At 37.2% G+C, this 22,325-nt stretch carries 27 protein-coding genes; 25 read left to right on the top strand and 2 right to left on the bottom strand.

Going from position 1 to position 22,325, the window contains the following annotated elements:
- Positions 1-19 precede the first annotated feature (19 nt).
- From J690_RS13770 to J690_RS13745, 6 genes are all read left to right on the top strand, one after another.
- Positions 20-709, top strand: a complete 690-nt coding sequence (locus J690_RS13770; protein WP_032036463.1) for a RusA family crossover junction endodeoxyribonuclease — start codon at positions 20-22, stop codon at positions 707-709.
- Positions 710-1,396: a helix-turn-helix domain-containing protein gene (locus J690_RS13765; RefSeq protein ID WP_032036462.1), complete on the top strand. Its 687-nt coding sequence runs from the start codon at positions 710-712 to the stop codon at positions 1,394-1,396.
- A 13-nt stretch (positions 1,397-1,409) separates the two neighbouring features.
- Positions 1,410-2,237 (top strand): hypothetical protein, encoded by an 828-nt coding sequence (locus J690_RS13760; RefSeq protein WP_032036461.1) that lies wholly within the window; start codon positions 1,410-1,412, stop codon positions 2,235-2,237.
- 135 nt (positions 2,238-2,372) lie between these two features.
- A complete protein-coding gene (locus J690_RS13755) occupies positions 2,373-2,627 on the top strand; it encodes a hypothetical protein (RefSeq protein WP_171073735.1) in 255 nt (84 codons plus the stop codon).
- Positions 2,628-2,711: 84 nt separating this feature from the next.
- Positions 2,712-4,967, top strand: coding sequence for a glycoside hydrolase family protein (locus J690_RS13750; RefSeq protein ID WP_032036458.1), 2,256 nt, complete (start codon positions 2,712-2,714; stop codon positions 4,965-4,967).
- Positions 4,960-5,358 carry a lysozyme inhibitor LprI family protein gene (locus tag J690_RS13745; protein WP_032036457.1) on the top strand — a complete coding sequence of 133 codons (399 nt, stop codon included), beginning with the start codon at positions 4,960-4,962 and terminating at the stop codon, positions 5,356-5,358. Before J690_RS13750 ends, J690_RS13745 begins: the two co-directional genes overlap by 8 nt.
- A 42-nt stretch (positions 5,359-5,400) precedes the next feature.
- Here J690_RS13745 and J690_RS13740 read toward each other — a convergent pair whose 3' ends face one another.
- Positions 5,401-6,159 (bottom strand): hypothetical protein, encoded by a 759-nt coding sequence (locus tag J690_RS13740; RefSeq protein ID WP_032036456.1) that lies wholly within the window; start codon positions 6,157-6,159, stop codon positions 5,401-5,403.
- Between the two features lie 150 nt (positions 6,160-6,309).
- Between J690_RS13740 and J690_RS13735 the strand changes: the two genes are divergently transcribed.
- Positions 6,310-7,212: a phage antirepressor N-terminal domain-containing protein gene (locus J690_RS13735; protein ID WP_032036454.1), complete on the top strand. Its 903-nt coding sequence runs from the start codon at positions 6,310-6,312 to the stop codon at positions 7,210-7,212.
- Positions 7,213-7,352: 140 nt separating this feature from the next.
- A complete protein-coding gene (locus tag J690_RS13730) occupies positions 7,353-8,147 on the top strand; it encodes a hypothetical protein (protein WP_032036453.1) in 795 nt (264 codons plus the stop codon).
- 105 nt (positions 8,148-8,252) lie between these two features.
- Here J690_RS13730 and J690_RS24595 read toward each other — a convergent pair whose 3' ends face one another.
- Entirely contained in the window at positions 8,253-9,041 is a 789-nt protein-coding gene (locus J690_RS24595; RefSeq protein ID WP_228133001.1) for a hypothetical protein, read from the bottom strand.
- A gap of 190 nt (positions 9,042-9,231) precedes the next feature.
- Here J690_RS24595 and J690_RS13725 point away from each other — a divergent pair, with 190 nt between their 5' ends.
- The 17 genes from J690_RS13725 (at position 9,232) to J690_RS13655 (ending at position 22,256) form a co-directional block, all read left to right on the top strand.
- A complete protein-coding gene (locus J690_RS13725; RefSeq protein WP_032036451.1) occupies positions 9,232-10,173 on the top strand; it encodes a putative barnase/colicin E5 family endoribonuclease in 942 nt (313 codons plus the stop codon).
- A gap of 199 nt (positions 10,174-10,372) precedes the next feature.
- Positions 10,373-10,729: a hypothetical protein gene (locus tag J690_RS0104425; RefSeq protein WP_032036450.1), complete on the top strand. Its 357-nt coding sequence runs from the start codon at positions 10,373-10,375 to the stop codon at positions 10,727-10,729.
- Complete coding sequence (locus J690_RS13720; RefSeq protein ID WP_000633139.1) at positions 10,729-11,067, top strand: hypothetical protein; 339 nt, start codon at positions 10,729-10,731, stop codon at positions 11,065-11,067. Before J690_RS0104425 ends, J690_RS13720 begins: the two co-directional genes overlap by 1 nt.
- Positions 11,048-12,493 (top strand): hypothetical protein, encoded by a 1,446-nt coding sequence (locus J690_RS13715; protein WP_032036448.1) that lies wholly within the window; start codon positions 11,048-11,050, stop codon positions 12,491-12,493. Before J690_RS13720 ends, J690_RS13715 begins: the two co-directional genes overlap by 20 nt.
- Entirely contained in the window at positions 12,481-13,095 is a 615-nt protein-coding gene (locus J690_RS13710) for a hypothetical protein (RefSeq protein WP_032036447.1), read from the top strand. The genes J690_RS13715 and J690_RS13710 overlap by 13 nt, the downstream gene beginning before the upstream one ends.
- Positions 13,096-13,173: 78 nt before the next feature.
- On the top strand, positions 13,174-13,632 hold the full coding sequence (locus tag J690_RS13705) for a hypothetical protein (protein WP_032036445.1): 459 nt from the start codon (positions 13,174-13,176) through the stop codon (positions 13,630-13,632).
- Positions 13,633-13,643: 11 nt separating this feature from the next.
- Positions 13,644-13,871, top strand: coding sequence for a hypothetical protein (locus J690_RS0104420; RefSeq protein ID WP_032036444.1), 228 nt, complete (start codon positions 13,644-13,646; stop codon positions 13,869-13,871).
- Between the two features lie 72 nt (positions 13,872-13,943).
- Positions 13,944-14,849 carry a hypothetical protein gene (locus J690_RS13700; protein WP_032036442.1) on the top strand — a complete coding sequence of 302 codons (906 nt, stop codon included), beginning with the start codon at positions 13,944-13,946 and terminating at the stop codon, positions 14,847-14,849.
- A 2-nt stretch (positions 14,850-14,851) separates the two neighbouring features.
- Positions 14,852-15,655: a hypothetical protein gene (locus J690_RS13695; protein ID WP_032036440.1), complete on the top strand. Its 804-nt coding sequence runs from the start codon at positions 14,852-14,854 to the stop codon at positions 15,653-15,655.
- The gene (locus J690_RS13690; protein ID WP_016145592.1) at positions 15,648-15,848 is read left to right on the top strand and encodes a TraR/DksA C4-type zinc finger protein; all 201 of its coding nucleotides are present in this window, start codon (positions 15,648-15,650) and stop codon (positions 15,846-15,848) included. The genes J690_RS13695 and J690_RS13690 overlap by 8 nt, the downstream gene beginning before the upstream one ends.
- Positions 15,849-15,859: 11 nt before the next feature.
- Positions 15,860-16,372 (top strand): hypothetical protein, encoded by a 513-nt coding sequence (locus tag J690_RS13685; protein ID WP_032036438.1) that lies wholly within the window; start codon positions 15,860-15,862, stop codon positions 16,370-16,372.
- Positions 16,373-16,391: 19 nt separating this feature from the next.
- A complete protein-coding gene (locus J690_RS13680) occupies positions 16,392-18,383 on the top strand; it encodes a terminase (RefSeq protein WP_032036437.1) in 1,992 nt (663 codons plus the stop codon).
- Positions 18,384-18,455: 72 nt separating this feature from the next.
- Positions 18,456-19,994, top strand: coding sequence for a phage tail-collar fiber domain-containing protein (locus tag J690_RS13675; protein ID WP_032036436.1), 1,539 nt, complete (start codon positions 18,456-18,458; stop codon positions 19,992-19,994).
- A 14-nt stretch (positions 19,995-20,008) separates the two neighbouring features.
- A complete protein-coding gene (locus J690_RS13670) occupies positions 20,009-20,287 on the top strand; it encodes a hypothetical protein (protein ID WP_032036434.1) in 279 nt (92 codons plus the stop codon).
- Between the two features lies 1 nt (position 20,288).
- A complete protein-coding gene (locus tag J690_RS13665; RefSeq protein WP_032036432.1) occupies positions 20,289-21,419 on the top strand; it encodes a hypothetical protein in 1,131 nt (376 codons plus the stop codon).
- Positions 21,409-21,957, top strand: a complete 549-nt coding sequence (locus J690_RS13660) for a hypothetical protein (protein WP_000934749.1) — start codon at positions 21,409-21,411, stop codon at positions 21,955-21,957. Before J690_RS13665 ends, J690_RS13660 begins: the two co-directional genes overlap by 11 nt.
- Positions 21,954-22,256 (top strand): hypothetical protein, encoded by a 303-nt coding sequence (locus tag J690_RS13655; protein ID WP_032036430.1) that lies wholly within the window; start codon positions 21,954-21,956, stop codon positions 22,254-22,256. The genes J690_RS13660 and J690_RS13655 overlap by 4 nt, the downstream gene beginning before the upstream one ends.
- The last annotated feature ends 69 nt before the right edge of the window (positions 22,257-22,325 follow it).

The following is a 22,325-nucleotide window of genomic DNA, read 5'->3' as shown; positions in this document are numbered from 1 at the left end:
ATGCAGTTGGGGCGAAATAATGCCCAATAATAAAAGTCGCCGTCAGTGGAGTGAGTTTTTCTCAAATAATAAAAGACAGGAACTCTTTAAAGATTTCAGTGTTTCATCAGGTAATGACAAAGTTAAAAAGCAAAAATCTAGCTCATCTAAACACGTGTTTTTCCCATGCCATGTAGAAAAAGAAAATGAAGGTGAAAATAGTGTATATAGGGGAAGCACAGGCGGTGTTATCATTTCTGGTAAGCAATACATCACAATCAAATTGCCTTATGGATTAAGCGCTAACGAGATTTGGCGGGCTACAATTGATCAGAATGGAAAGCAAAGAAATAGTCTTTCAGTAGGTGCTAAAAAGTATAAAGACAAGGTTCAAAAACAATATGGACCTATGTTTAGAGCACTTAAGTTAAAAGCTATCGATCAACTTTGTGAAATACGATTAATTGTTCAACCCCCACTTAAAACTCGATCTTACAGCGCTAAGACATATCCGCGATTTGATATTGATAACTATCCCAAACTTATTATTGATAGTGTCAAAGGTGATGGCTTGTTATTCAAAGATGACAATATTTTCATAAGTGAACAAATTAAGCTGGCAGAACCATGTGAAGATGGTTGTGTCTGGCTTTCTTGTGTTTTTACAGATGAAACTGATTGGTTATCTAAAACTGTAGATTTTGATTGGTTAGCTGGGAGAAGCATTTAAATGGCGAAAAAGAGCGATTTGCAACGTCGAGTACTTATCGGTAGAAAACTTGCAATGGCGCGTGACATGGTTCAATTACGTCAAGAAGACGTAGCATTAGAGATATTCGGTACACCACATAAGAATCGAATGAGTGAAATCGAAAATGGGAAATTAATGCCAGATGCAGAATTATTATCTGTGCTATGCCAAAAATATGGTGTGTCTTCTGATTGGGTACTTGGATTTACTGTTGAGCCTGAACTAGATAAAACTGCTTCTGTAGCAGGTATTTTGTTTAATAGTCTAGGCGATATGATGAGTGAATATACTCAAGCTATGGCTTTTCAATTAAGCATGGCCGCTGCACAACACATAACGTCATTTCCAAAAGCTTTAACTGTACAGTTACTAACTGCTTCAAAAGAGCTTATTCAGGCTTGCTTATCTCAAGACCAGTCTATTCAAGACAAAGTATTACCTGAATTACAAGCTTTAATGCTCATTGTTCGTGAATGTGAACAAAATAGAGCTAAACAAATCCGTAACCTAGAAATGGCTATTGATGATGTTTTCCAACGTGACGAAAACGATTTACAAGAAAAGGCATTGATTGACCTTATTCAAAATAAAAAGCGTTTTAGTAAGGCTTCTTTACAGCAACAAGCTATAGCGGAAGTAAAACAAATAGGTCTATTTACAGAGTAATGGATAGACACAAATGGCACGCAAGATTGAATATTCGGAAGAAATTTGGAACCGACTAAAAGAAGTCTATGAATCTTCACCTAAGATTACATGGCAAGGTTTAGTTGATCATGTTGGTGAAGAGCTCGGTTGTGAGATGCCTTCACCATCAGTAGTACGCCGTAAAGCACTTGCTGAAAAATGGAAAAAGAAAGCTAAATCTCTAGTCAAGAAGACTGCCCGAGAACTCAATAAAGAGATTAAAAAATTGACCAATAAAAACAATGGTCAAGATGTGTCACAAGAATCTGAAAATAAAGAAAAAAGTAATAGTCAAAATTCAGTCAAAAAAACGTCAAATATAGCTGAATTTAATAGTCAAAACTCCAAAAATAACGGTCAATCCAACGGCGGTAGTTCTTCAGTCAATGAGAACTATTTAAAGTCCGCATTAGTTGTAAAAAATAACCGTATAAGAGCTCACAAATTAGGTGAGTTAATTACTGATACAATCGACAGTGTTATTCATATTAGAGATGAAGTACTGAATCTAAATAACCCAACAGAAGAACAATTAGCGCTAGTTAAATTCAAGATGGGACTTATATGTCAGGTTGTAGATTTAAACGTTAAGCAAAGTATCAGCATTTCTAACATTGCCAAGACAGAAGCAATGTTCTGGGGCTTAGATGTAGATGATCTTAAAGACCAGTCAGAAGTTCAAGCACGGCGTAGTTCTGTTATTTCGGGTGCTGAAGAAAGAATGGCAATAGCTAAAGCAAATATGAAAAAGAAAAAAGAAGAGGCGTTTATGCGTAAGCTAGCGCTTGTCGAAGCTGGTGAAGTAGAGCCTGATGATTAAACTGATGAATAATATTTAAATTATAATAAGATCTATAGAAATAATTATTAAAATACTAACTATAATGCAAAATGCATTTTATATTAGAAATGTGTTTAATTTTTTATTTTTTAAGAGTAGTTAAATATGAGCATTATGTCAGCTTCAGAAGCTGCTAGAATTTCACAAGTAGCAAAACAATATACTATTGAAGAACTTAAGGATGAAGTAGGTTCTGTAATTTCTACTATAGCTTCAAAAGGGGAAAAGATCCTTCATTTTCCTGTATTAAAATCAAGAGCATCAGTTGCTCTTGTTATTGAACTTCAACAAATTCTTCTTGATTTAGGATATGACGTAGAATTAGATGTTTTGCATCCTGAAAATTATATTGTAAATATTAAGTTTTAATTTGATCATTAATTGGAACACTTAAATTTTCACAATATATCTATAATTCAAAATGCCTTATATCAATATGGGGCATTTTTCGTTATGACAGATTTAAATCACAATAAACCAGTTTTATCCTACGATGATCTTGGCTTTATCATCGGTATGAAACGAGTTGAAAAAAAAGTAAGTACGATTGATTCAAATATTGAAAAGATTATCGAAATACTTACTCAAAGCTTTGAAGAGCAAAAAGCCCAGTTTGCTAAGCCTCAGCCAAAACTGACTGAATTTCAAAAGATGCTTAATGCTGTCAATAATAGACCAGCTTTAGACTTTGAAGATTTATTAAAAGAAAAAGCAAATCCTATCACGCAGTCTTTTGTTGTAGCCGACAAGTTTGTGAAAGACTTTGCTGATGTATTAGAGCAATCAGTTAGTGACCTTAATTCAGCAAATAAAGAACGAATCAACCAACCTAAGGTACAAAAGCCAGCTATAGAAATTAATAGTCATGAAGATTTGGGTAAGATCGTAAGCTCATCAACACCAGAACGTGATGAGAAAGGGCGTTTTGTTTCTAATCAAGATGATGTTAAAAACCAATCCGCTATTAGCAAAGTTGCACAAACTATTACCACGGCGGTAAAAGGTGTGATGCCGAACTCACCACAAGGTGTTGATCCTACAGTTGATGCAATAAATGAAGTTGGTCACTTACTTTCACCTGTACGCCGTGCTGCTGGTTTAGCCATGCGACCATTAACAGGTTTTATGCGAAGTAGAAAACGGAATGAACCTTTACCGCGAGAACAAGAAAATCATAACCGCAACCAAATAAAACTATTGCAGCGTATAGCTGATAATTTAGCTTCTAGAGGCGGTTTGCTTGGCTCTATAGGGAAATTACTTACTACAGCCCTATCAGCTGGTAGTGGGCTGTTAGGCGGTGCCCTAGGTAAAGGAAAGAAAGGTGTAGGGAAATTAGGAAAGGGCTTGGGTAAACTTCTCAAGTTTGGCCGTGGTTTGCCTGTAATTGGTGCATTGGCTGCTGGTGCATCATTGTTAGATTGGAATGAACAAAGTACTCAAGAAAAGGGCGGTACGGTCGGAAGTCTTGCTGGGGGCGTGATTGGTGGTACGGTAGGATCCATATTTGGCCCAGCTGGTACCTTGATTGGTGGTATGGCTGGATCTTGGATTGGTAATAAACTTGGTACCGCAGTTGCGCCGTATTTTAAAGAATGGACGGATTCATTAATTGCTGCAAATGTACCAGATATCATTAATACTGCTTGGAAGGGATTTGTAAGCTATGCATCTAATGCTTTTGATCAGGCGAAAGGCACTGCTTCAAAAGTTGTAGACGGCGTTAAAGATACTGCAGGTGATACCTTAGATTTCATTAAGGATAAATTTAATCGATTTAATCCATTCCATGACGGCGTTCCAACTTGGGGAATCGGTCAAGGCGTTTATAAGCCAGGCTTTGGTGCAAATAAAAATGTAGCTGCTTATGGAGCAACTAATACTAAAGCTTTGGAAATGATAGGTAAAAATACTGTAGAAAGAGCTAGTAGTTTGTTACGTAAATTCGAAGGATACAATGATACTGCCTATTGGGATGTGAATGCTCACCGTGTGGGATATGGTAGTGATACAGTGACAGATGAACAGGGTAACATTAGAAAGGTAACTGCAAATACCAAGGTCAAAAAATCAGATGCTGAAAGGGATTTAGCCCGCCGTACACGAATATTTGCAGCTGAAGCAAGGAATAAGGTTGGAGAAAAGGTTTGGGATAACTTACCTATGGACACTCAAGCTGCTTTAACTTCTGTTGCATACAACTATGGTGCATTACCAAAAAGTGTTGTTAAGGCTGTAAAAACAGGTAATGTTGAAGAAATATCTAATTCTGTTAGAAATCTTCAGCATCATAATAATGGAATCAACTCTAAGCGTCGGAATGCTGAAGCAGATATTATTAAGAATTCAATTTCTAAATCTAATAATTTACATAAGCCATCTGAAGAAATTAACAAGGTTGGAGTTGATAACAAACAACAAATATCTTTCTCAAATAGGTTAGATGAATCTAGAAAATCAATTAAACAGGTTTTAGCTACTAAACCAGCAATTCTTCCAACTTCTCAAAATTCACCAAATGTTAATTCAAAACCTAAGACACAATTTAATACTACTGTTCAACCATTTAAGCAGCCACTTAATACGCCTAATCCTCAAGAAGTCGTTGTTGTTAATGGTAGTAGTGGTAATATTTCGCAGAACGTTAACGATAGGTACCTAGCACATGCTTTAACTGGTGGGATAGGTATGGGGAAATTAGATGTATAAATTCATGAGAATTACTTTTTTAATTATGAGTACTATTACTTGTTCAGTTGCTTTTGCTGGAATAGATAAATGCTCAAATTTGCCAAATCAATCGGCTTTAAATAATTGCTCATCAAATGTTTTGAATTCTGCCAATCAGAAAATTAATACCGTTTATGCAAATTATATGAAGGAGCTTAGCCCAACAGAGAAACTTCAATTGAAAGAAGCTCAAAGAGCTTGGATTCAATACAAAGAAAAAGATTGCCAATTTCAATCTTCACCTGTTCTAAAGGGCTCTTTATACCCATTTGTACATAATGCATGTTTAGTTGAAAAGACAGAAACGCGAATTAAAGAATTACAAGATATGCAAGAGTGCAGATCCGGTAACGAACCTGGTTGCTTGTAATTTTTCAAAGGGATTGAGGTAATCAATCCCTTTTAATTGTCTTCATGAATTATATATGTCCTCAAATTCTTTTTCAGAATAGTGGCTTAGTAAACGGTAGTATTGACTTCGAGTTTCTAAAGTTAATTTTTGTTTAGGGTAGTGAATTAATTGTGAAACAGCATTCACTGGATTCCAACTTGATGTAAATGGTACTGGTTCATTGATGAAATAAGCTTTATTAGAGCTTATAGAGCAATCTAATATTGCTTTAACTTCTTTATATCTAGGGTAGCGCTGAGCTGTTAAAAATAATCCATCAAAAATTACATATGCTTTTTGATTATGGAGTTCTACTAGAGCAAGTGCTCCCATTAAAGGCAAATTTGTCTCTGGTCCATCATTTCGGCTATATCCATTATTAGGTTTGTCTGAAGTTGCAAATAGAACTACTTGGATACATTCAGGCATATTTAAATAATCAAGAAGATTGCTACAGTTCTGAGTTGTATTACTTTCTTTATATCTAATCGCAATAAAACCTTCATTTTCACTATAAGCAGCATTTTCAATTCGAGTATGTGGTAAATATTTTTTGGCTAATTCTTCACGTACGTGTTTTTGTTGAATAATTTGCTGAGAAAATTCTTCTACAATTTCTCCTAAATCAGTTTTTAACTGCAAACCTTTTTCCATTAATTCAAGCATCGCTGAATTAAAAGATAGATCATTTTTATCTGCGTATCTTATAACTTCATCGTAAAGATTTTCTGGTATACGAATTTGCGTACGCTTCCATTCTTCTTGTTTCTCACGGCTCATGACTGATCCTAAAATAATCATTGACACTAATTTTAGTTATACACTATATTTGTGTCAATGTTACTATTTTTAGTGACAAAAAAGCCCCGAACAATCTTGGCGGATCAAAATCGGGGCTTTTATCAACAACCGTTTGGAAAGGATATTGATATGTCTAATCTATCATATATACCGCAAATTGTGTCATTTCATGGCACCGAACTCTTCATTGTTGAACATGAAGGACAACCTTATACCCCGATGAAACCTATTGTTGATGGTATGGGGATGGATTGGGCATCCCAATTTATTAAATTAAAACAAAGATTTGAAAAAGGTATTGTGGAAATCACAATACCTTCCAATGGTGGGTTACAAACAATGATTTGTTTATTGTTGCGTAAACTTCCCGCTTGGTTCTATTCAATAATGCCAGGTAAAGTTAAACCTGAGATTCGTGACACAGTAATCATGTATCAACAAGAATGTGATGATGTTTTGTGGAACTACTGGATACAAGGCCATGCAATAAACAAGCGACTAACCATTTCCCCAGAGCAACAACAAAGATTACTCGAAATAGTTGACCGCCGTGCAGGAAGGGATCGAAGTTTAAGAATTTCAATGTGGATACGTCATAACAGACATTTCGGCATAACTAAATATAGCCAATTGCTTTCAATTCATTATGAGGATGCGAAGCAGTACCTTGAAACGATACCACTTCAAGAATTAGCTCCGACTGAAACAGATACGTTACAACGGTTAGAGAAGTTTGTAGAGAATCTAGCTGCACGTTATCCAGCTCTTGAGAACCCGTTGGCTTATGAAATTGCACAGCAGGTAAGCGAGAAGCTAAAGTACCAATCTTCAACTGGTCCTAAAAACTTTTGGGTCTCAATTCAAGAAAACGGCGCAGTTTCTGTACAGCAACATTCATTACACCACACTCCAGTAAATGTTGTGCAACTTAGAGAAAATTTTAATGATTTATGGGATTTTCTTCATAAAGATGAGGTGCTTGAACTTGGTAAAGTCTTAAAACGCTTTCCTTTCGAAACTGTTAATCGATAAGGGCTTATCAAAATATTAAGATGTCTAAATTGGACTCCCCAAATAAAAAAGCCAGTTATTAAGCTGGCTTTTTTAACATTTATAATCATAAAGTATTATTATTAATAAGAATTGATAAGTTTTGGGTGAACAAGCAACATATGAGAATTTTAGAAATGTGGGGAGTCGAGAGAAATTATTTAATTAAAAACCATAAGTTTTACCTTGAGCAGGGTGTTTCTAAGCTTATGTCTCAGTTTGAAAATATTGAAGAGGAAGCTGACAAGTTCGCAAACGATTGGCTTGAGAATAACGAATATCCTTTTGATCCTGATTATGATGATCCAGCTGATATATACGAGAAAGCAAACGACATTGGGCTTGAATATGGTTTAAATTTATATGAGCTACAAGATCACACAAGATTATCCATTCTTTCAGGGCTTTATCATAAATGGGAAAAGGATTTAAGAGTCTGGCTAACAAGAGAATCAAGATTTTGGAAATGTAGAGAATCATTTAAACTAGAACTTTGGAAACCTGGTAATTCCCGAATATTTTCTTTTTTTAAAGGGCTTGGGTGGGATATCAAACAAGAAGATTTTTATCAAGATCTAGAAGCAATTCGATTGATAGTGAATGTTTATAAGCATGGAAATGGTAATTCATTCAATGATTTGAAAAAAGAATATCCTAAGTATATTCGTGATTTTGATCCAAATAGTCCTACTTCTAGTATTCCAGATTATTATGATCATGAAGATTTAATCATCTCAGATAGAGACTTGATAGAATTGGCTTCAGCGATTGAAAAGTTTTGGAATAAAATTCCCTCTACTTTTGATTTTAATAACTTTAAAAATGTACCTCAATGGTTGCGTGATTCATATAAAGTAGATGACAGTAAATTTTGTGCTTCACAATTTAATAAACTAATAGTGATGAGTTATTTTTAATATCACTATAAATTTTCTAAATTTGAATTCCATGTATAAGAAAGCCAGCGAGTTAGCTGGCTTATTTTTTGGAAAGTGTTTAAAAAACTTTAGTGTGTTGCATGGCTACTCTTCATTATCAAGTGCATTTATAGATTTAGAGCTAGGATGGTCTTTATGTACATCTTCTTGTGATCTCACAGTAGGGTTAGGAACGAATGAACGTCCACAGGATAAGGCTAATTTTTCAAGCTCTAAAATAATTTTCTTATAATCTTGACTGCTTCGTATTTGAGTAAATCTAGTCATGTAAGATCGCTCAGTTTGTTCATCTAAACTAGCAGCATTAACCTTTAAGAGATAATCAAAGTAAGAAATTGATTCATATACGTACTTGGATGTTACTGTTGCATACGTAGCGTTATAAATACAAAAGATAATAAAAATTGGTAGAAGATACTTTGCTGCTATAAAAAACTTATTAAAAAATTTGTCACTTTTTTCAGCGTCATTTATCGAGGTATTGATTTTTTGAAGAAGCTGTTCTGAAGTAATTTCTTCTTTCACTTTTTCTTTTTCTGCATTTAAGACCTTGCCTTGAAGTTCATACAGTCTAGATTTTGAATCCTCATATTCTTTCCTAAAGTAGAGCATAACTAAGTAAGTTCCAGCAAACAGTAGAATAAAAAAAGATAAGGAAAATATTGCCACTAACAAGTGAGTAGATTGTTGCAAGGCAACTAGATCATGGGTGGAAACAGAGATAAAGACTAGAGTGTTAAAGGTACTAGAGTATTTAACTCCTTGAGCCGTAAACCAAGGGAAAATTTGATCACTAAGAATAGTACATATTAAAAATGTGACAATACCAACAAATATGGATCCACCAAATTTTTTGAAGTTGAATTTATTCATTATATATTCCGAGATTAACTTGTTGTAAAAGCCTCATTAGTTTACAAGCATGTCAATTCTGAATAAAACTGATTATAGAAATGTGAAATCTATATTATTCATCACATTAAAAATTTTTTGACTGGAACTCTTCTCATTTCAATCTTTTCCGACACTTGAAAATAACCTTATATAAATGAGGTTATTTTTTATGGGCAGTCTTAATCTTGCAGCTGTTACAGCTACTACTCCATACATTAAAAAGATTCAATCGGCATTAGAAAAAGCAACAGGCCAAACCATCGTTACACCAGAATTTCGCAAAATTAAGCGTGTTGCTGGTGTTAGCGTTTTACCAGTTGCATTTTTCTTTTCAGGTGGCGCTACGCTCACACTTTATGTTCGTGCTTTAGCAGATGTTGTGAAGGCAGAGCTTAATGACAAAGTTATTGTGTTATCTGGTGATTTTAGTGATGACTATAAACCAACATTTGAAAACGCCGTGAGTTGTGTCGCTAAACTTATCCGTGAAGCACAATCTAAAATCCAAGAACAAAATAAGCGGGAAAAAGTAAGCTTACCGCCGCGCCGTACTTCTGTAGATCAGAAAATTAAAGAGGTCGAAGAACAAGAGCAAAAGCTTGATGAAGATTTAGCTAAACAATCAGCACACCGTGACCAGCTGAAAGAACAAATTGAACAAGCAAAGCAGCAACTTGGTATAAGTTCGGAGGCTGGTCAATCCGATCTGGGAAAGCCTGAATTTGATAGTGCGAGTCCAATCAAATCAGTTACAGCAAATATCACACGTGGTAAAGCTGCAATGAACAAAGCCATTATGGAAAAAACCACAGTGCATAGAGCTATGTATCGTAATGATTTAGGCTGGGTGGATTTTGAGTATGGCAGTGATAAACAGGGCATTAAGCATATTATCAAGCGCCGTATGGAAAGTGATGGCATGACATATGATGAAGTTGTGCATATGCTTGTGGATACTATTGTGCAAACAATCGCTCAAGGTAGTACACAACGGCGTACAGAACGTGGATTATCTACAAGAATAAATATTGTATTTAATTCGCATGAAGCGTCATTGATTAAGCGAGAAGGTAGTAATGCATGGCTGCTTACAGCTTTTGAAGTGCATTAAAAAAAGCCCGGTAGTTAGAGATGGGTTGCGACATCTTCTAACCTACACTTATGACCCTATACGTTCTCGTGTCATAAGTGGAGCGGGCTTTGTATATATAATAATCCATGCATTTCTTATTTTCAAATATGGAACCATTCACGCTTACATATATACAAAAGCAATACCCTTAATACAGTTCTTATTAAGGGTGTTTTTTATGCAAATTCAAATCGGTATTGATATTGTCTTAATTATTGCATTTTTAGCTTATCTTTCCGTTGTTACAGGATGGAATAGCAAGAATAAAGCTGCGTATATTAAACAATTCCGTCATGTGCCTATAAGCCTCTTATTTAAAGAAATCAGATATATGTATTTCATAAGTATGGCATGTGTATTGATCACTATTATTCTTGTTGATTGGCGAATCTATAACGTTGCTTCATATTTTGATGCATTAAGCGTTTCATTATGGATATTCATAATCTATTTCACCATTTTTTCAACTTATCAGATTGGCACTGCAATACTAGTAAAGCTTTTGATGATTTTCAGTAATAGAGCAACTTCTTAATGATCACATCTAAAACAATTTTAGACATGGTTGAGTACTGGCTTAATCATCCGGTCAATGGGAAGTATGGTTCTGACTTTGGTGCACCTCTTTATGATTTGCTAATGGCACCTTTAGACTCGAGGGTGGCAGATAGTTTTCTTATTAAGATGAAAAAGGATCTACCAATATTATCTGAGCTTAACTCTGACCAATTAGCCCTGTATTCACAAACCGAAGGATTTGAGACGGTTCATATTCATTTAAGCATCATGAATGTGAATATAGATCTTAACCAAGTAGCAGACCGATTGGGTAAATCAGTAACAGGTGAGACATATGACATTAACGCAAGCTGATTTTGAAGCCCAGCTCCAAGCAGCGATAGATGATTATGAGATTCAGGAACGCTATAAAGCTCAAGATCCACTTGTCGTTCACCAGCTGCGTTCTATGGCTAGTTTTTTGACTGCATTTGGTCCAGAAATCGATATTGCTTCAATTGAACCATTTACCAAAACACGTGACCGCTCAATTATTGCGGATGCTACAAATAAAGGCATTTTGCCTATAGGTACACCGTGTCAGCACTTAATAGAAATTATCAACCGCTCAACAAATGCAGTGAGCTTAAGCCAAGGGCGAATGATTGAAGATCATAGTGGCGGTAGAGTTTGGCGGCTTCTTCAATCAATTACAGTTAAAGCTGGTGAAACGGCGGAAGTAATAGCAGAACAAAGTGAATACCGTGAAATTAAGTATGTTGTACCAGTTACAGAAGGGTTCCATAAATATCGAATAGATCTTTTAGAGGACCTTTCACTTGCAAACATTTCGATTAAGCAGGGCAATAATAACTTTGTAATTAAGCCGCGCTGGATGAATGTTGAACCAGGTGAATATGCTGTAACAGTTACTACAGATAATCTAAGAAGATTGTTTATTGAGTTTGGCGATTCTGAAAGAGCTGGTCGTACACTACAAGCCAATGAAACGGTCACAATCGGTATCCTTGAGACTTACGGTGAAGTTGATGCTAATCGTTTAAAGGATGCTGCTTTACTTGATGTACTTACTAATGATGAACAGCGGGTATCAGTGCGTTTTAAAGCTGGTGGACTGATAAGAGAGGGGGTAGATCCGTTAGCTGTATCGGAATTACGCTTATTATCAAGCTATCCATCACTTTACGATGATGATGCGGTATTTCTCGGCAACTTTGACTATGCGGTACGTAAAAAGTTCATGAAACGGGCTCAGTTTATCTCTGTCTGGAATGAAACGCTGCAAGAGCAACACTTTGCTATCACATACCGTGACATTAATCATTTAAACCTTGTGGTGGTTGCTAAGAACCCAGCTGAACAAGCAACATTAGAACAAGATATCTGTCGGTATATTGGTTATTGCGATAACTTGTATGAAGGCAAAGTGAATGTACATGAAGTTGTAGAAAAGCCAATTGAAGTAAAAATTAAAGGTTCTTTGGCTTCTGTTCATAATACGGATATGGTTAAAACACAGATCAAAGAGTTACTAGTAGAGCGATATGGACGTGAATCATTGAGCTCAAGTCGTTGGCTGGTTAATGGCTTTAATACTCAAGAAATGGGGAAGCTGATTAATGACAATATTGTGGCATTCCAAGATCGGATGAGTGACTTTACCATTATGCTTTCAAATGAGTTGAATAAGCCTAATGAGTGGGTATATGTGACCAAAGACAGTATCACTGTTGAATTGGAACGCACCGCTGATATTTCGGGGGCTACATGGACCCTATAAGCTTTACCCAGCCTCTTGATGAACACTATGTAAGTACGGGTTTGCAAACCGCACTTGCTAAAGCATTTAAACAAGTATTTGCACAAAACTTTGAGCAGTCCATACAAGATTTATTGGATTATGGTTGTCCTCATATCGGTAGTAAAACAGTTGTAGAACGGTTCTCTAAACAAAACGGACTTGTTGTATTACGGCGAAATAACACCTCTGACACGTTAATGCGAATTATCTATGCCAATTGGAGCAGCATGGGTAATAAAAGAGGATTAGCGTTTTTAGAGTTCGTTTTACGAATGTTGTGGGGGAAAGATCATTTCCAGATTATCAGGCTATGGCACAGCTTGGAAAAGCTAAAAGAATATCCAGCCTATTTGTCTGATTTTGAAAAGCCTAATTATTTCCTAACAAGTCGGATTAGAATTGTTTTAGATAAAACTGTTGATGCAAATGAAGTTGTAGAGCTGTCACCGATATTACGGCGTTTAGTACCAGCCAATATTGTCGTTAAAGTTCACTCAATGGCATTTGATAGAGATTTAGGTGCAACAAGCTTTGCAGCTGCAATAGCAGCTAAGCCTTATGCCGTCTATAACTTCCTTTAATTCGATTGGAACTGTTGAGTTAGCGCTCAAATACAAAATGATTTCATAGTCCTGTTCATTAGATCAGGACTTTTTTATATGCAACAAGCTCAAGAAAATGTTTTAGTAGGAATCGCAGAACCAATCAATGGTCAAGGAGAAAACTTATTAATTGATCATTTCTTAGGATATGCAAACCAAGAATTAGAACCACAAGAAATTGATAAAGTTGTAAATGGGGAAGTGGTAGAGGGCATTACAACTTATGCTCAAGGCCATTACTATAAGATTTCAGCAAATCCTGAAACTCAAAATGCAAAAGATTTTGAAATCAGTCTTCATTTTCAAGATGGCCCAATTCATGAACACGGTGTGAATGGGGTGACTAGTGAAGCATTGCTAAAAGTGCTTATTCACCGTACTAAAACCTTGGATGAAAAGTTCCCAAGTGAGTTCAACAAACAAGCCATTATTTACATGGAAAGTGCGCTAGAAGAATTTAATAAGCGTACAGCTGAGCGCCGTGCTCGTGGTGTTGAAGACACTCTTGCTAAGTAAATGGATGAAGTATGCGATTAAATATCTTTTGTCGAAAGCGTGGTTGTTCTCAATTAATTGATTTATCTGAAATGGATTGTATGCAAGTCTCCAAAAGTGATCATAGAGGCAGCATGGTTTATGAGAGCTTTTATGATGTTTTTATCTCACTTAAAAGTGGATACATCTTTGATGCAACTATTGAAGATAAACAACATGACAAACTATTGGAATTGATTGAGTTTGATAAAAAGATTTGATTTGGAACTGATTAAATTTCAACTATAGAACAACTGAAACAATAGCCTCAATCACAGCATTGGGGCTTTTTTATGGCTAGCAAAAATAGAAAGACGAAAGTTCTATCTTACAACTTACATGATCGATGCCGTAAATATACTGGTGTTGATCGAAGTAATGTCGATGTTGATGTAATGATCAACTTGATTAACAGTAATCATGTACAAGAAATGGTTGCAACTAACTCTTTACAAGGTTTTTACGGTCATCAAATTCGTCAGCGTTACGGTATGGTACCGCCTGAAACTGTTCCGATTAAAGGTAAATTGGTATATCTAGCCCCTGCGCTTAAAACTATTCAATTACGTGCTTCACAAGATGGGACTGTAGAGCATCAAGAAGAATTTTTTGACAATGAACCAGGTGAACTTGCGTTAAGACAATATGCCGCACAAGCAGGTGGGTTCAGCACAGCAGTTAACTATAAGAGAATAGGTGGCCGTCTTATTCCTACTGGCTTTTTTGGTTTTGACTATGTATCACAACCTAACTATGCAAGTAATGTAGGTGACGGTCAGTTATTTGATGGTTTATTTGTTCCTGAAGAACCAGAGGGTGTAATTTCTTGCTTTGATAGTGCAACTGATATTTCACAGTTATCACAATCTGAAATTGTTATTGCTCAATTGCTTGAAGATCAAATCTTGCAAACGTACGACAATATCAATAGTCAGATTCACCTTTTAAATGAATTGGGTAATGCTCAGGGTTTAGTTGGTGAATTATCAGAAGTAGTTGATAAGCAAAAACGCGTACAACAACTTAGAGAAGAACGCAAAAAAGAACTCTATACGGGAATGATAAATCCTGTGATGAGCTTTGATTCGGTTCAACAACAAGCTGAACAAATTTTGCAGTCCATGGATCAGCCAAGCATAAAAGAGAAAGCTAAAAAGCCGAAAAAGTCTTTTGGCAGTATCTTTAGTGTATGGGGGTAATAATGAATTACCCCAATGATTCGCTTAAAAGCATTCAAAACGCTTGGTATAAGCAGCTTGTCAATTTTCGTGCTTGGTATATGCCTGAGACACAATTAACAGCTGACTGGAAATTGAGAGCTATTGGCAATGCTATAAAAGCATGTCCCTCACGGATGATGGACGATTCAGAAGCAATGCTATCTGAATACAGAAAAAGCCAAAAGCATGATGATGTATCGAAAGTGCTTTTACCCGTAATGCTCACTGCAACAGCGTTAACAGATCAACCCCCTGATGTTAATCAATTACTTCCAGTACCAGATTTTGTTGAAACGGTAATTGAGGAGAGGCGGGGAAAAGTAAGTCTGGTGCCAACAACTATACGTGCTCAAATCGCATTCTTTGCCACCAATCCCAACGATCTACGTTCAGTCATTGGGCAATTTTGCGCGTACATGTCTAGCAATGATAACCGTCGTTTTAATGTGCCATTTCAGCAATGGAATGATCATGTAGTTAATTCAACATTCACTGTTTTTGAAAATGAACTTTTTCCATCACCAGTCCCAAGCGAAGCAATCAATCTTTCTATCTCAACTGTAGATATTCAGCTTGTGGGTTATACACCTAACGTCATCGGTTTCGGTGGTCCTTTCGACCAAAACACAGGTAATGGCTATGAACCTGACGGCTCAGCAACGGAACAGCCAGCAATCAACGACAAAGTTGTAGTGCAAGCTGATCAGTACACATCACTCGATCACCAGCGTGTGAAGGGTGATAGAGAAACAGGTGAAATAACAGTTGAGCGTATAGATGACTGACTTAATCGATAAGGCACAAGAAAGTGCTGATTATTTATTGCAGCAAGAAATTGCAAATCGATGCCGTTTTGACGGCGAATCTGAAAAAGAATGTGTTGAATGTGGTGAAGAAATACCAGAGCGCCGCCGTGCTTTAGGTGGCGTGAAATTCTGCATTGAATGCCAAACCAAGTTAGAACGCAAACGGCGATAGGGATACAAGTAATGTCTGGAATTATTCGTATAGACAGCCGTGTTGCTGGGTTTTCTGATCAACCAATTCGTCTCATTGGAGCCGCATTTGCAGATACTGGTGAGCTTGTTATTCAAAAAACAGCCGTTTATTCAAATTTACCTGTACCAAGTGATTTAAGAGATCAAACGGTTGTTGTTACTGACTCACCTGACCAAGTACAGAACTGGCAATTAAGTTTCAATGCTAAAGAGCATTTAGAAGAAGTGATTTCAATTTACCAAGCTCGTTACAGAGCAAAGTTAATTGAAATAGAGCCTAAGCTAAACCAGTACAACCCTAAGAACGTACTTGAAATCCGTAAGGTCGATAAAAACGGCCTTCAGCAGGAATTTGATAGCAGCAGCTTAAACAACGGCCACATTGCAATCCTGTTAGCAGTTTGGGCTAGTACAAAAATTGCTAATGGCTTTTCGATTACTGAAGGGAATCAGTTTGAAGAAGATGCTGTAGATCCAACAATGCTTCCTTTTTCAATCTTTTAGTTAATGGTGTTTTTACGGTATGGCTTTGGCACCATTAAAAGAAATTCCCGAATGGTGGGAACTTTGTGAGCGTTATCGATACGACATCTATGCTTTCGCCGTAGAAGCATTAGGTGTCGAACCCACATGGCAACAAGAATTACTTTTTGAATCTATTGCATTTGATGGTAGTCGTACATCCGTAGCTTCAGGTCACGGTTGTTTTGGTAAAGGGACATTAATCAAATTAGCCAATGGGGAATTTATCCCAGTTGAGCGGATTAATTTAAATCACAAGATCCTTGCTGCAGATGGTAAAACAGAACTAGAGGTAATTAAAACAGTAACCGGTTATCAAGAAATGTACCGGTTTGAATATGAGAATGCTAAAGCTCATACCTTCAATAAATCCCACATCCTTTGCTTAATAGCCTTATACGATGGTAACGGCTGGTCCAAGGGCGACAAGATTGAATTACTTGTTTCTCAATACCTGAACTTAAAGCCAGAAAATAGAGAACAATTTGCATCTTATAGGCTTATAGATGGTGAACATAAGCCTTTAAAAATCACATCGGTTGCCGAGCTTGGTGAAGGCAAATATTACGGTTTTGTACTCGATCCAGATCCATTTTTCTTAGGTGAAGATGACTTAGTACTACACAACACTGGTAAAACGGCCAGTGCTGGTATTGTTGCCTTATGGCATCTCTTGTTTTTTGATGAATCAATCATGATGTTTACTGCTCCGCAAATTGGGCAGTTAAAGAAACAAGTCTGGAAAGAAATTAGTATCAATCTAGCACGATTAAAGCAAGGCCCTTTGGCTTGGCTTGCTGATTATGTTGGGTACCAGTCTGAACTCGTTTACATCAAAGGCTACAAAGAAAAATGGTATGTCTTTGCTAAGACAGCACCTAAACATCAACCCACGAACTTAGCTGGTAACCACGGCGACAACTATATGGTCTGGGTCGATGAGGCCAGCGGTGTAGATGATGCTGTACTTGATGTAGCGTTTGGTGCACTAACTCACGAAGACAACCGTGCTGTAATGACGTCGCAACCTACCCGTAATGCGGGTATGTTCTATGAGACTCATCACAAGTTAAGTCATCGAGCTGGTGGTGTTTGGATTGCTCTAACATTTAACGGGGAAGAGTCACCACTTGTTAGTAAGCAATCTTTAGAAGAACAACGGCAAAAGTATGGAAGCCGGGAAGATGCTCAGTACAAGATCCGTGTTCTAGGTGAATTCCCAGACTTATCTGATGAGTTCTTAATTACTAAACGTCAAACAGAAGAAATGTATGTTGGCGCGAGGATTTTTGAGGATCATCAATTTGGTTATGTCATTACGGTAGACGTTGGTGGTGGTGTTGGCCGAGACGATTCTGTAATTGTTGTTTCTAAAGTTTGGGGTGAATCCCAATGGGGAGAACGTGCACGCCGTGTAGAGGTTGTAGATATACCTTTGTGCAAAAACAGAGATGATATCTTAGAACTATTCGCAAAGATTAATGAGCTACTTTTACAGTATCCAAATGCTAACTTGGTAGTAGATGACAACGGGGCAGGTAAAGGTTTAGGTCAGTATCTTAAAAAGCAAGGTATTTTCTACGTTCCTGTTTATTGGGGCTCACAATGTTTTAGTAATGACAATAGAAAAGAGTTTACGAATAAACGTTCGTTAGCTTATGTGGGCTTAGCTCGAGCAATCGCTAGTGGTCGTTTTAAAATGAAAACGAAGAAACACAACGTGAAAATTAAAGACCAATTAATTCACGTTCCATACCGTTTTGATGACTTTGCACGTTACAAAATCTTGAGTAAAGATGAAATGAAACGGATGGGAATTAAGTCGCCCGATTTGGGTGATGCTTTTGCCTTCTTATTCTTAGAAAACGTTCACTACACTGAAGCTTACGAAACTGTAAATGTCACTGACGATACACCAGAAGGCCGTGAACAAGCTGAACGTAAGTCAAGATTCAGTGCTTTAAGAGAAGCAGCCGAAAAAGAAAATGATTAGTTTTGTGGAACTGCCCCCCACAGATCCTTTTTGCCGTAACTACCATAGATCAATAAATCATATGGGTGGGTTATGGCTATTAATTTCTTTTTAACTGACGCAGGTCGTAATGCTTTAAATAAAGTAGGCGATGTTGCTAGCTTTGGTGGGGAGCTTACTCATCTTGCTGTTGGTACCGGCAAATTTGATGCATCAGTTGAAGCGAAAAACCTAACTTCGCTTAAAAATGAATTAGCCAGATTTTCTCTTAATGGTGGTGGTGTAGATACAGAGACTGGTACTTTGCGTTTTGTGATGAGTATTGAGCCAACTTTAACAATGGAAGTGTTTGAGATGGGTATTTACCTATCAGATGGTACTTTACTTGCGGTGGCCTCAACTACAGAAGCTCAATCCATCATGTCTTTACATGCAAACGTAGTAGCCATTGTTACATTTGGATTTGTTCTAACTGACGTTAATTTAAAAAACGTAACTATCAAGATTGATCCAAACACACCAATTGCTGTGATGTTGATGAATCAGCATAGTGCAGATGAAGACCCACACCCACAATACGGTGCGTTAATTCGTAAACTCATGACTGAACATAATCAGCATGAGGATCCGCACCCCCAATATGCATTTGAAAAAGATGTAAAAGCCAAAGATGATGATTTACAACATCAGATTGATGATCTAGATCTTAGTTCCAAAAACATGTTACAGCAGTTAATCGATTTCAAGAAAACCTTAGATGCTCAATATCCAAAATTGATTGGCGCAGGTGTAAATATTGGTAGCTCAGCAACAATTGAATTAGGTGGCAAAGTTACTGATTTACGTGATTCAAAGTATGCAATCTATTTAACACCAGAAAGCTCACATGAAGCATGGCAGCTTACCCGTGCTGAAAAGGGTTTTTCATATGAAGTTTGGGACCGCTCAGGTCAAAACCGGATAGGGTATTCTGGTACTGTGAATTGGTCAGTTGTTCAGGTAGCTGCAGAAACATTAAACGATGGAAACGGCGATTACACAGTACCAGGTGTTTATATCATTCCAATTCAACCAAAAGAACAAAAAGAATTCATTTTGGTTGGTGCTGGTGGTGCTGGTGGTGGCAGTGTCTGGGAGTTAGGAGCATTGGCACATGGGACCAGTGGTACAGATACACGCTTACGTTTAAATGAACTTGATTTGGCGGTTGTTGGCGGCGGTAAGGGCGGTACCAGTGGTCAGTGGTCGAATGGTAGTGCTTTCTCAAATGGTGCAGGTGGTTTAGCAGGTGTAATCACTGTGACTTCAAGCATTACCGAAATTTCACGAAAGATTGGTAACGCTGGTACAGCTGCAAACCAAACTAACCACAAAGGCGGCGCATCAGTAAGTCCAGTATCAAATTGGGGTGCTGGTGGTGATGGTGCTAATGGTGTAGGAGATGATGGCTGGGCACTTGGTGGGGGTGGTGCAAGTGGTGGATTACTCATTTGTCGATATGCGAATTCAACCGAAAAAACTCAGTACATGACTTTAGTTGTTGGCGAAGCTGGTCACACTACTGAAAGTAATGGCAACAGCGGTAAAGCCGGTATTGGTGGCTTTGCTCGTGTAAGTACTGTTAAAGCTTAAATAGGTGAAACAGTATGAGAAATGACTATCGAAATGCCATCAGAGATTTAATTCACCGATATCTTCAACAGAATAATATTCAGAACTTGATTGTATGGGAGATTAAAGAGGATGAATCGCAAGATCCATCATTGTTGAGTTTGAAATTATATGGTTCAAGAAATCATATTGATGCAGTACTTGTGGCTTGTGGGGCAAATGGTGTTTGGGAAAAGTTACCTCTACAAAAAGTAGCATTTCCACGCCTAGTTGATCTTTTAAGACTTCAAAAAGAATACTTGCAGGATAATTAATATGTCAGCATTTAAGCCAGATGACTTACGCCGTGCTCAGATGCAATTAAACCAATCTTTGCAAAATGGTGGAGTTCGTAGAGATCAACAAAGTCGCCAACGAGCAGATCGAGAACAGCGGGCATTTGCAGAAAAAGAAATTGAATATGATGATTGGGGACGAAAGATCCCTAAGCCTATGTTCTTGCGACCACAAGATATTGCCCAAGGGGAAAAATATGATGTCGAACGAGTTCTTTTTACTACGTTAGGTCAGCGAAATGGGGAAGTGCCACGGCGTATTACCCGTGATGATATCTTGGCATTTCAGGAAAACATTCAGTTATTAAAAGATCAGTATAGTAAGGGTATTACCCCTCAAAACATCATTAATTTAAGCCGACAAGACGATATTGACCGTGCAAATGAGCAAATATATTTGGCGGTACCAGTCAGCAGAAAAGCTGGATTAGTGCACTTTCTTACTAATGCCGGCCCAAATAGTAAAGTTTTAAATCATCACGTTGAGATTGAGTTTTCAAACTTTAAATCTGTCGTATTTGATATCGACAAGCAGGCATTAACCACGGTTAAAAACCGCTTGGCTAAAGGCAAAATCAAATTTCAGTGTGATTGCGAACGTCATACGTTCTGGTACCGCTATATGGCAACTATTGGCGGTTACAATTTAGGACGTGATGAGGGCGGCTTTCCGAAGATACGTAACCCGCATTTATCAGGTGTGGCATGTAAGCATGTATTGCGCGTTGTTAAGTGGATTAGTTCACCATCTGGGATTGCCTACCTTAAAAAGGAAGTAGAGAAAGACCGTAAAAAACAAGTAGGTGCACGGTATAAACAAACAGATAAGCAAATACAGAATTCAATTAACGAGCAAGTAAAGGATTTGATGAATGGTTCTGTTAAGCCAATCAAAGCCAATATCCAAAAAGCAGAAAAAGAAATGATGCGTAGAGCTGATAAAGTTGCCAAAAAGCTCTTAGAACGCGAATTAAAAACCCTCAAACGTTTTGAAGTGGAAACTGTTAGAGCGAGTCAAATTGAAAGAATTCAAGCCTTACATAAATCAGGCGCAATCGACAATGACATGTTAAATGTCTTTATGAAGGGTTTAAGTCGAAATGCTAAATAGATCAGTAAATCAAGTTGCAAATGGACGCCGTTTAGCAGCTAGACGTGTTGTGATGAATGCTCTAGCAAGTATTCCAGCGCAAATTTGGCGAAAAGAAGTAATTTTCAATAATCCGGCTGAAGATTCAAAACCTTTAGATCCTCTTTCTTTTGAAGCGAACACTTTATCGATTCAAGACGAACCCAACTATAAGTACGAATATAAGGGCGCTGCTTATGTTCATTTCGATAAATTTAATGGTGGTTATATTCAAAAGAACTTCTCAATGAATAACCCCTCGGATTTGGTGCTAACTGCTCAAGTAGAGCCATTTAATGATGAGTTGGAAGATGTTTTGGAAAGGATAATCAACATTCCCGACTTGATTCTTAAAGAAGGGGATCTATTAGGTTTAATGATTTATGAAAATCTAATGTTGTGGTTTGAGATTGTGAATATTACTGGTTTTAGCCTCATGGCAGATTTTGGCAGTAAGTATGTTTTAAACCGTAGAGATGATTTGTTTATTTCACCTATAGGTGATGGAGAAACTAAATGAGCTATTTAATATTCAATGAAAAAGGTAAAAAGACAGGTGACATTGAAATAGCTGAACAATGTACTTCAGCAATTTTCAATTACCAGGTAATTGGGAACGGGGCAGAAGTAGAGTTTTTTGGAAGCAATGTTCCATATGCAGATCCGCAAAACGATTCTCACTGGGTGTCTATTCTTACATTAACAGCTGCTGCCCCCGACACTGAACCGTTTAGACAGCATTGCTGGGATAAGCTCCGTTATAAAGTGAAAGCAGGTGATAATGTGGAGATTTATGTTTCGAGTGGTGTAAGCGGATAGCTATATAAATAAAGGGCTGAGATGGTCCTTTAGCTACATTTTCTTTGTCCTCAATTTTGGGGACTTTTT

It is taken from the genome of Acinetobacter sp. 742879 (assembly GCF_000588535.1).
GTDB classification, from domain to species: Bacteria; Pseudomonadota; Gammaproteobacteria; order Pseudomonadales; family Moraxellaceae; genus Acinetobacter; species Acinetobacter pittii.
The sequence above is the reverse complement of the archived record's forward strand: the minus strand, read 5'-3'. Positions and strand labels throughout refer to the sequence as shown.

Bases quoted from the DNA above. Each gene is read 5' to 3' on its own strand.
- J690_RS13770 (WP_032036463.1), top strand. From the start codon at position 20: ATGCCCAATAATAAAAGTCGCCGTCAGTGGAGTGAGTTTTTCTCAAAT.
- J690_RS13765 (WP_032036462.1), top strand. From the start codon at position 710: ATGGCGAAAAAGAGCGATTTGCAACGTCGAGTACTTATCGGTAGAAAA.
- J690_RS13760 (WP_032036461.1), top strand. From the start codon at position 1,410: ATGGCACGCAAGATTGAATATTCGGAAGAAATTTGGAACCGACTAAAA.
- J690_RS13755 (WP_171073735.1), top strand. From the start codon at position 2,373: ATGTCAGCTTCAGAAGCTGCTAGAATTTCACAAGTAGCAAAACAATAT.
- J690_RS13750 (WP_032036458.1), top strand. From the start codon at position 2,712: ATGACAGATTTAAATCACAATAAACCAGTTTTATCCTACGATGATCTT.
- J690_RS13745 (WP_032036457.1), top strand. From the start codon at position 4,960: ATGTATAAATTCATGAGAATTACTTTTTTAATTATGAGTACTATTACT.
- J690_RS13740 (WP_032036456.1), bottom strand. From the start codon at position 6,159: ATGAGCCGTGAGAAACAAGAAGAATGGAAGCGTACGCAAATTCGTATA.
- J690_RS13735 (WP_032036454.1), top strand. From the start codon at position 6,310: ATGTCTAATCTATCATATATACCGCAAATTGTGTCATTTCATGGCACC.
- J690_RS13730 (WP_032036453.1), top strand. From the start codon at position 7,353: ATGAGAATTTTAGAAATGTGGGGAGTCGAGAGAAATTATTTAATTAAA.
- J690_RS24595 (WP_228133001.1), bottom strand. From the start codon at position 9,041: ATGAATAAATTCAACTTCAAAAAATTTGGTGGATCCATATTTGTTGGT.
- J690_RS13725 (WP_032036451.1), top strand. From the start codon at position 9,232: ATGGGCAGTCTTAATCTTGCAGCTGTTACAGCTACTACTCCATACATT.
- J690_RS0104425 (WP_032036450.1), top strand. From the start codon at position 10,373: ATGCAAATTCAAATCGGTATTGATATTGTCTTAATTATTGCATTTTTA.
- J690_RS13720 (WP_000633139.1), top strand. From the start codon at position 10,729: ATGATCACATCTAAAACAATTTTAGACATGGTTGAGTACTGGCTTAAT.
- J690_RS13715 (WP_032036448.1), top strand. From the start codon at position 11,048: ATGACATTAACGCAAGCTGATTTTGAAGCCCAGCTCCAAGCAGCGATA.
- J690_RS13710 (WP_032036447.1), top strand. From the start codon at position 12,481: ATGGACCCTATAAGCTTTACCCAGCCTCTTGATGAACACTATGTAAGT.
- J690_RS13705 (WP_032036445.1), top strand. From the start codon at position 13,174: ATGCAACAAGCTCAAGAAAATGTTTTAGTAGGAATCGCAGAACCAATC.
- J690_RS0104420 (WP_032036444.1), top strand. From the start codon at position 13,644: ATGCGATTAAATATCTTTTGTCGAAAGCGTGGTTGTTCTCAATTAATT.
- J690_RS13700 (WP_032036442.1), top strand. From the start codon at position 13,944: ATGGCTAGCAAAAATAGAAAGACGAAAGTTCTATCTTACAACTTACAT.
- J690_RS13695 (WP_032036440.1), top strand. From the start codon at position 14,852: ATGAATTACCCCAATGATTCGCTTAAAAGCATTCAAAACGCTTGGTAT.
- J690_RS13690 (WP_016145592.1), top strand. From the start codon at position 15,648: ATGACTGACTTAATCGATAAGGCACAAGAAAGTGCTGATTATTTATTG.
- J690_RS13685 (WP_032036438.1), top strand. From the start codon at position 15,860: ATGTCTGGAATTATTCGTATAGACAGCCGTGTTGCTGGGTTTTCTGAT.
- J690_RS13680 (WP_032036437.1), top strand. From the start codon at position 16,392: ATGGCTTTGGCACCATTAAAAGAAATTCCCGAATGGTGGGAACTTTGT.
- J690_RS13675 (WP_032036436.1), top strand. From the start codon at position 18,456: ATGGCTATTAATTTCTTTTTAACTGACGCAGGTCGTAATGCTTTAAAT.
- J690_RS13670 (WP_032036434.1), top strand. From the start codon at position 20,009: ATGAGAAATGACTATCGAAATGCCATCAGAGATTTAATTCACCGATAT.
- J690_RS13665 (WP_032036432.1), top strand. From the start codon at position 20,289: ATGTCAGCATTTAAGCCAGATGACTTACGCCGTGCTCAGATGCAATTA.
- J690_RS13660 (WP_000934749.1), top strand. From the start codon at position 21,409: ATGCTAAATAGATCAGTAAATCAAGTTGCAAATGGACGCCGTTTAGCA.
- J690_RS13655 (WP_032036430.1), top strand. From the start codon at position 21,954: ATGAGCTATTTAATATTCAATGAAAAAGGTAAAAAGACAGGTGACATT.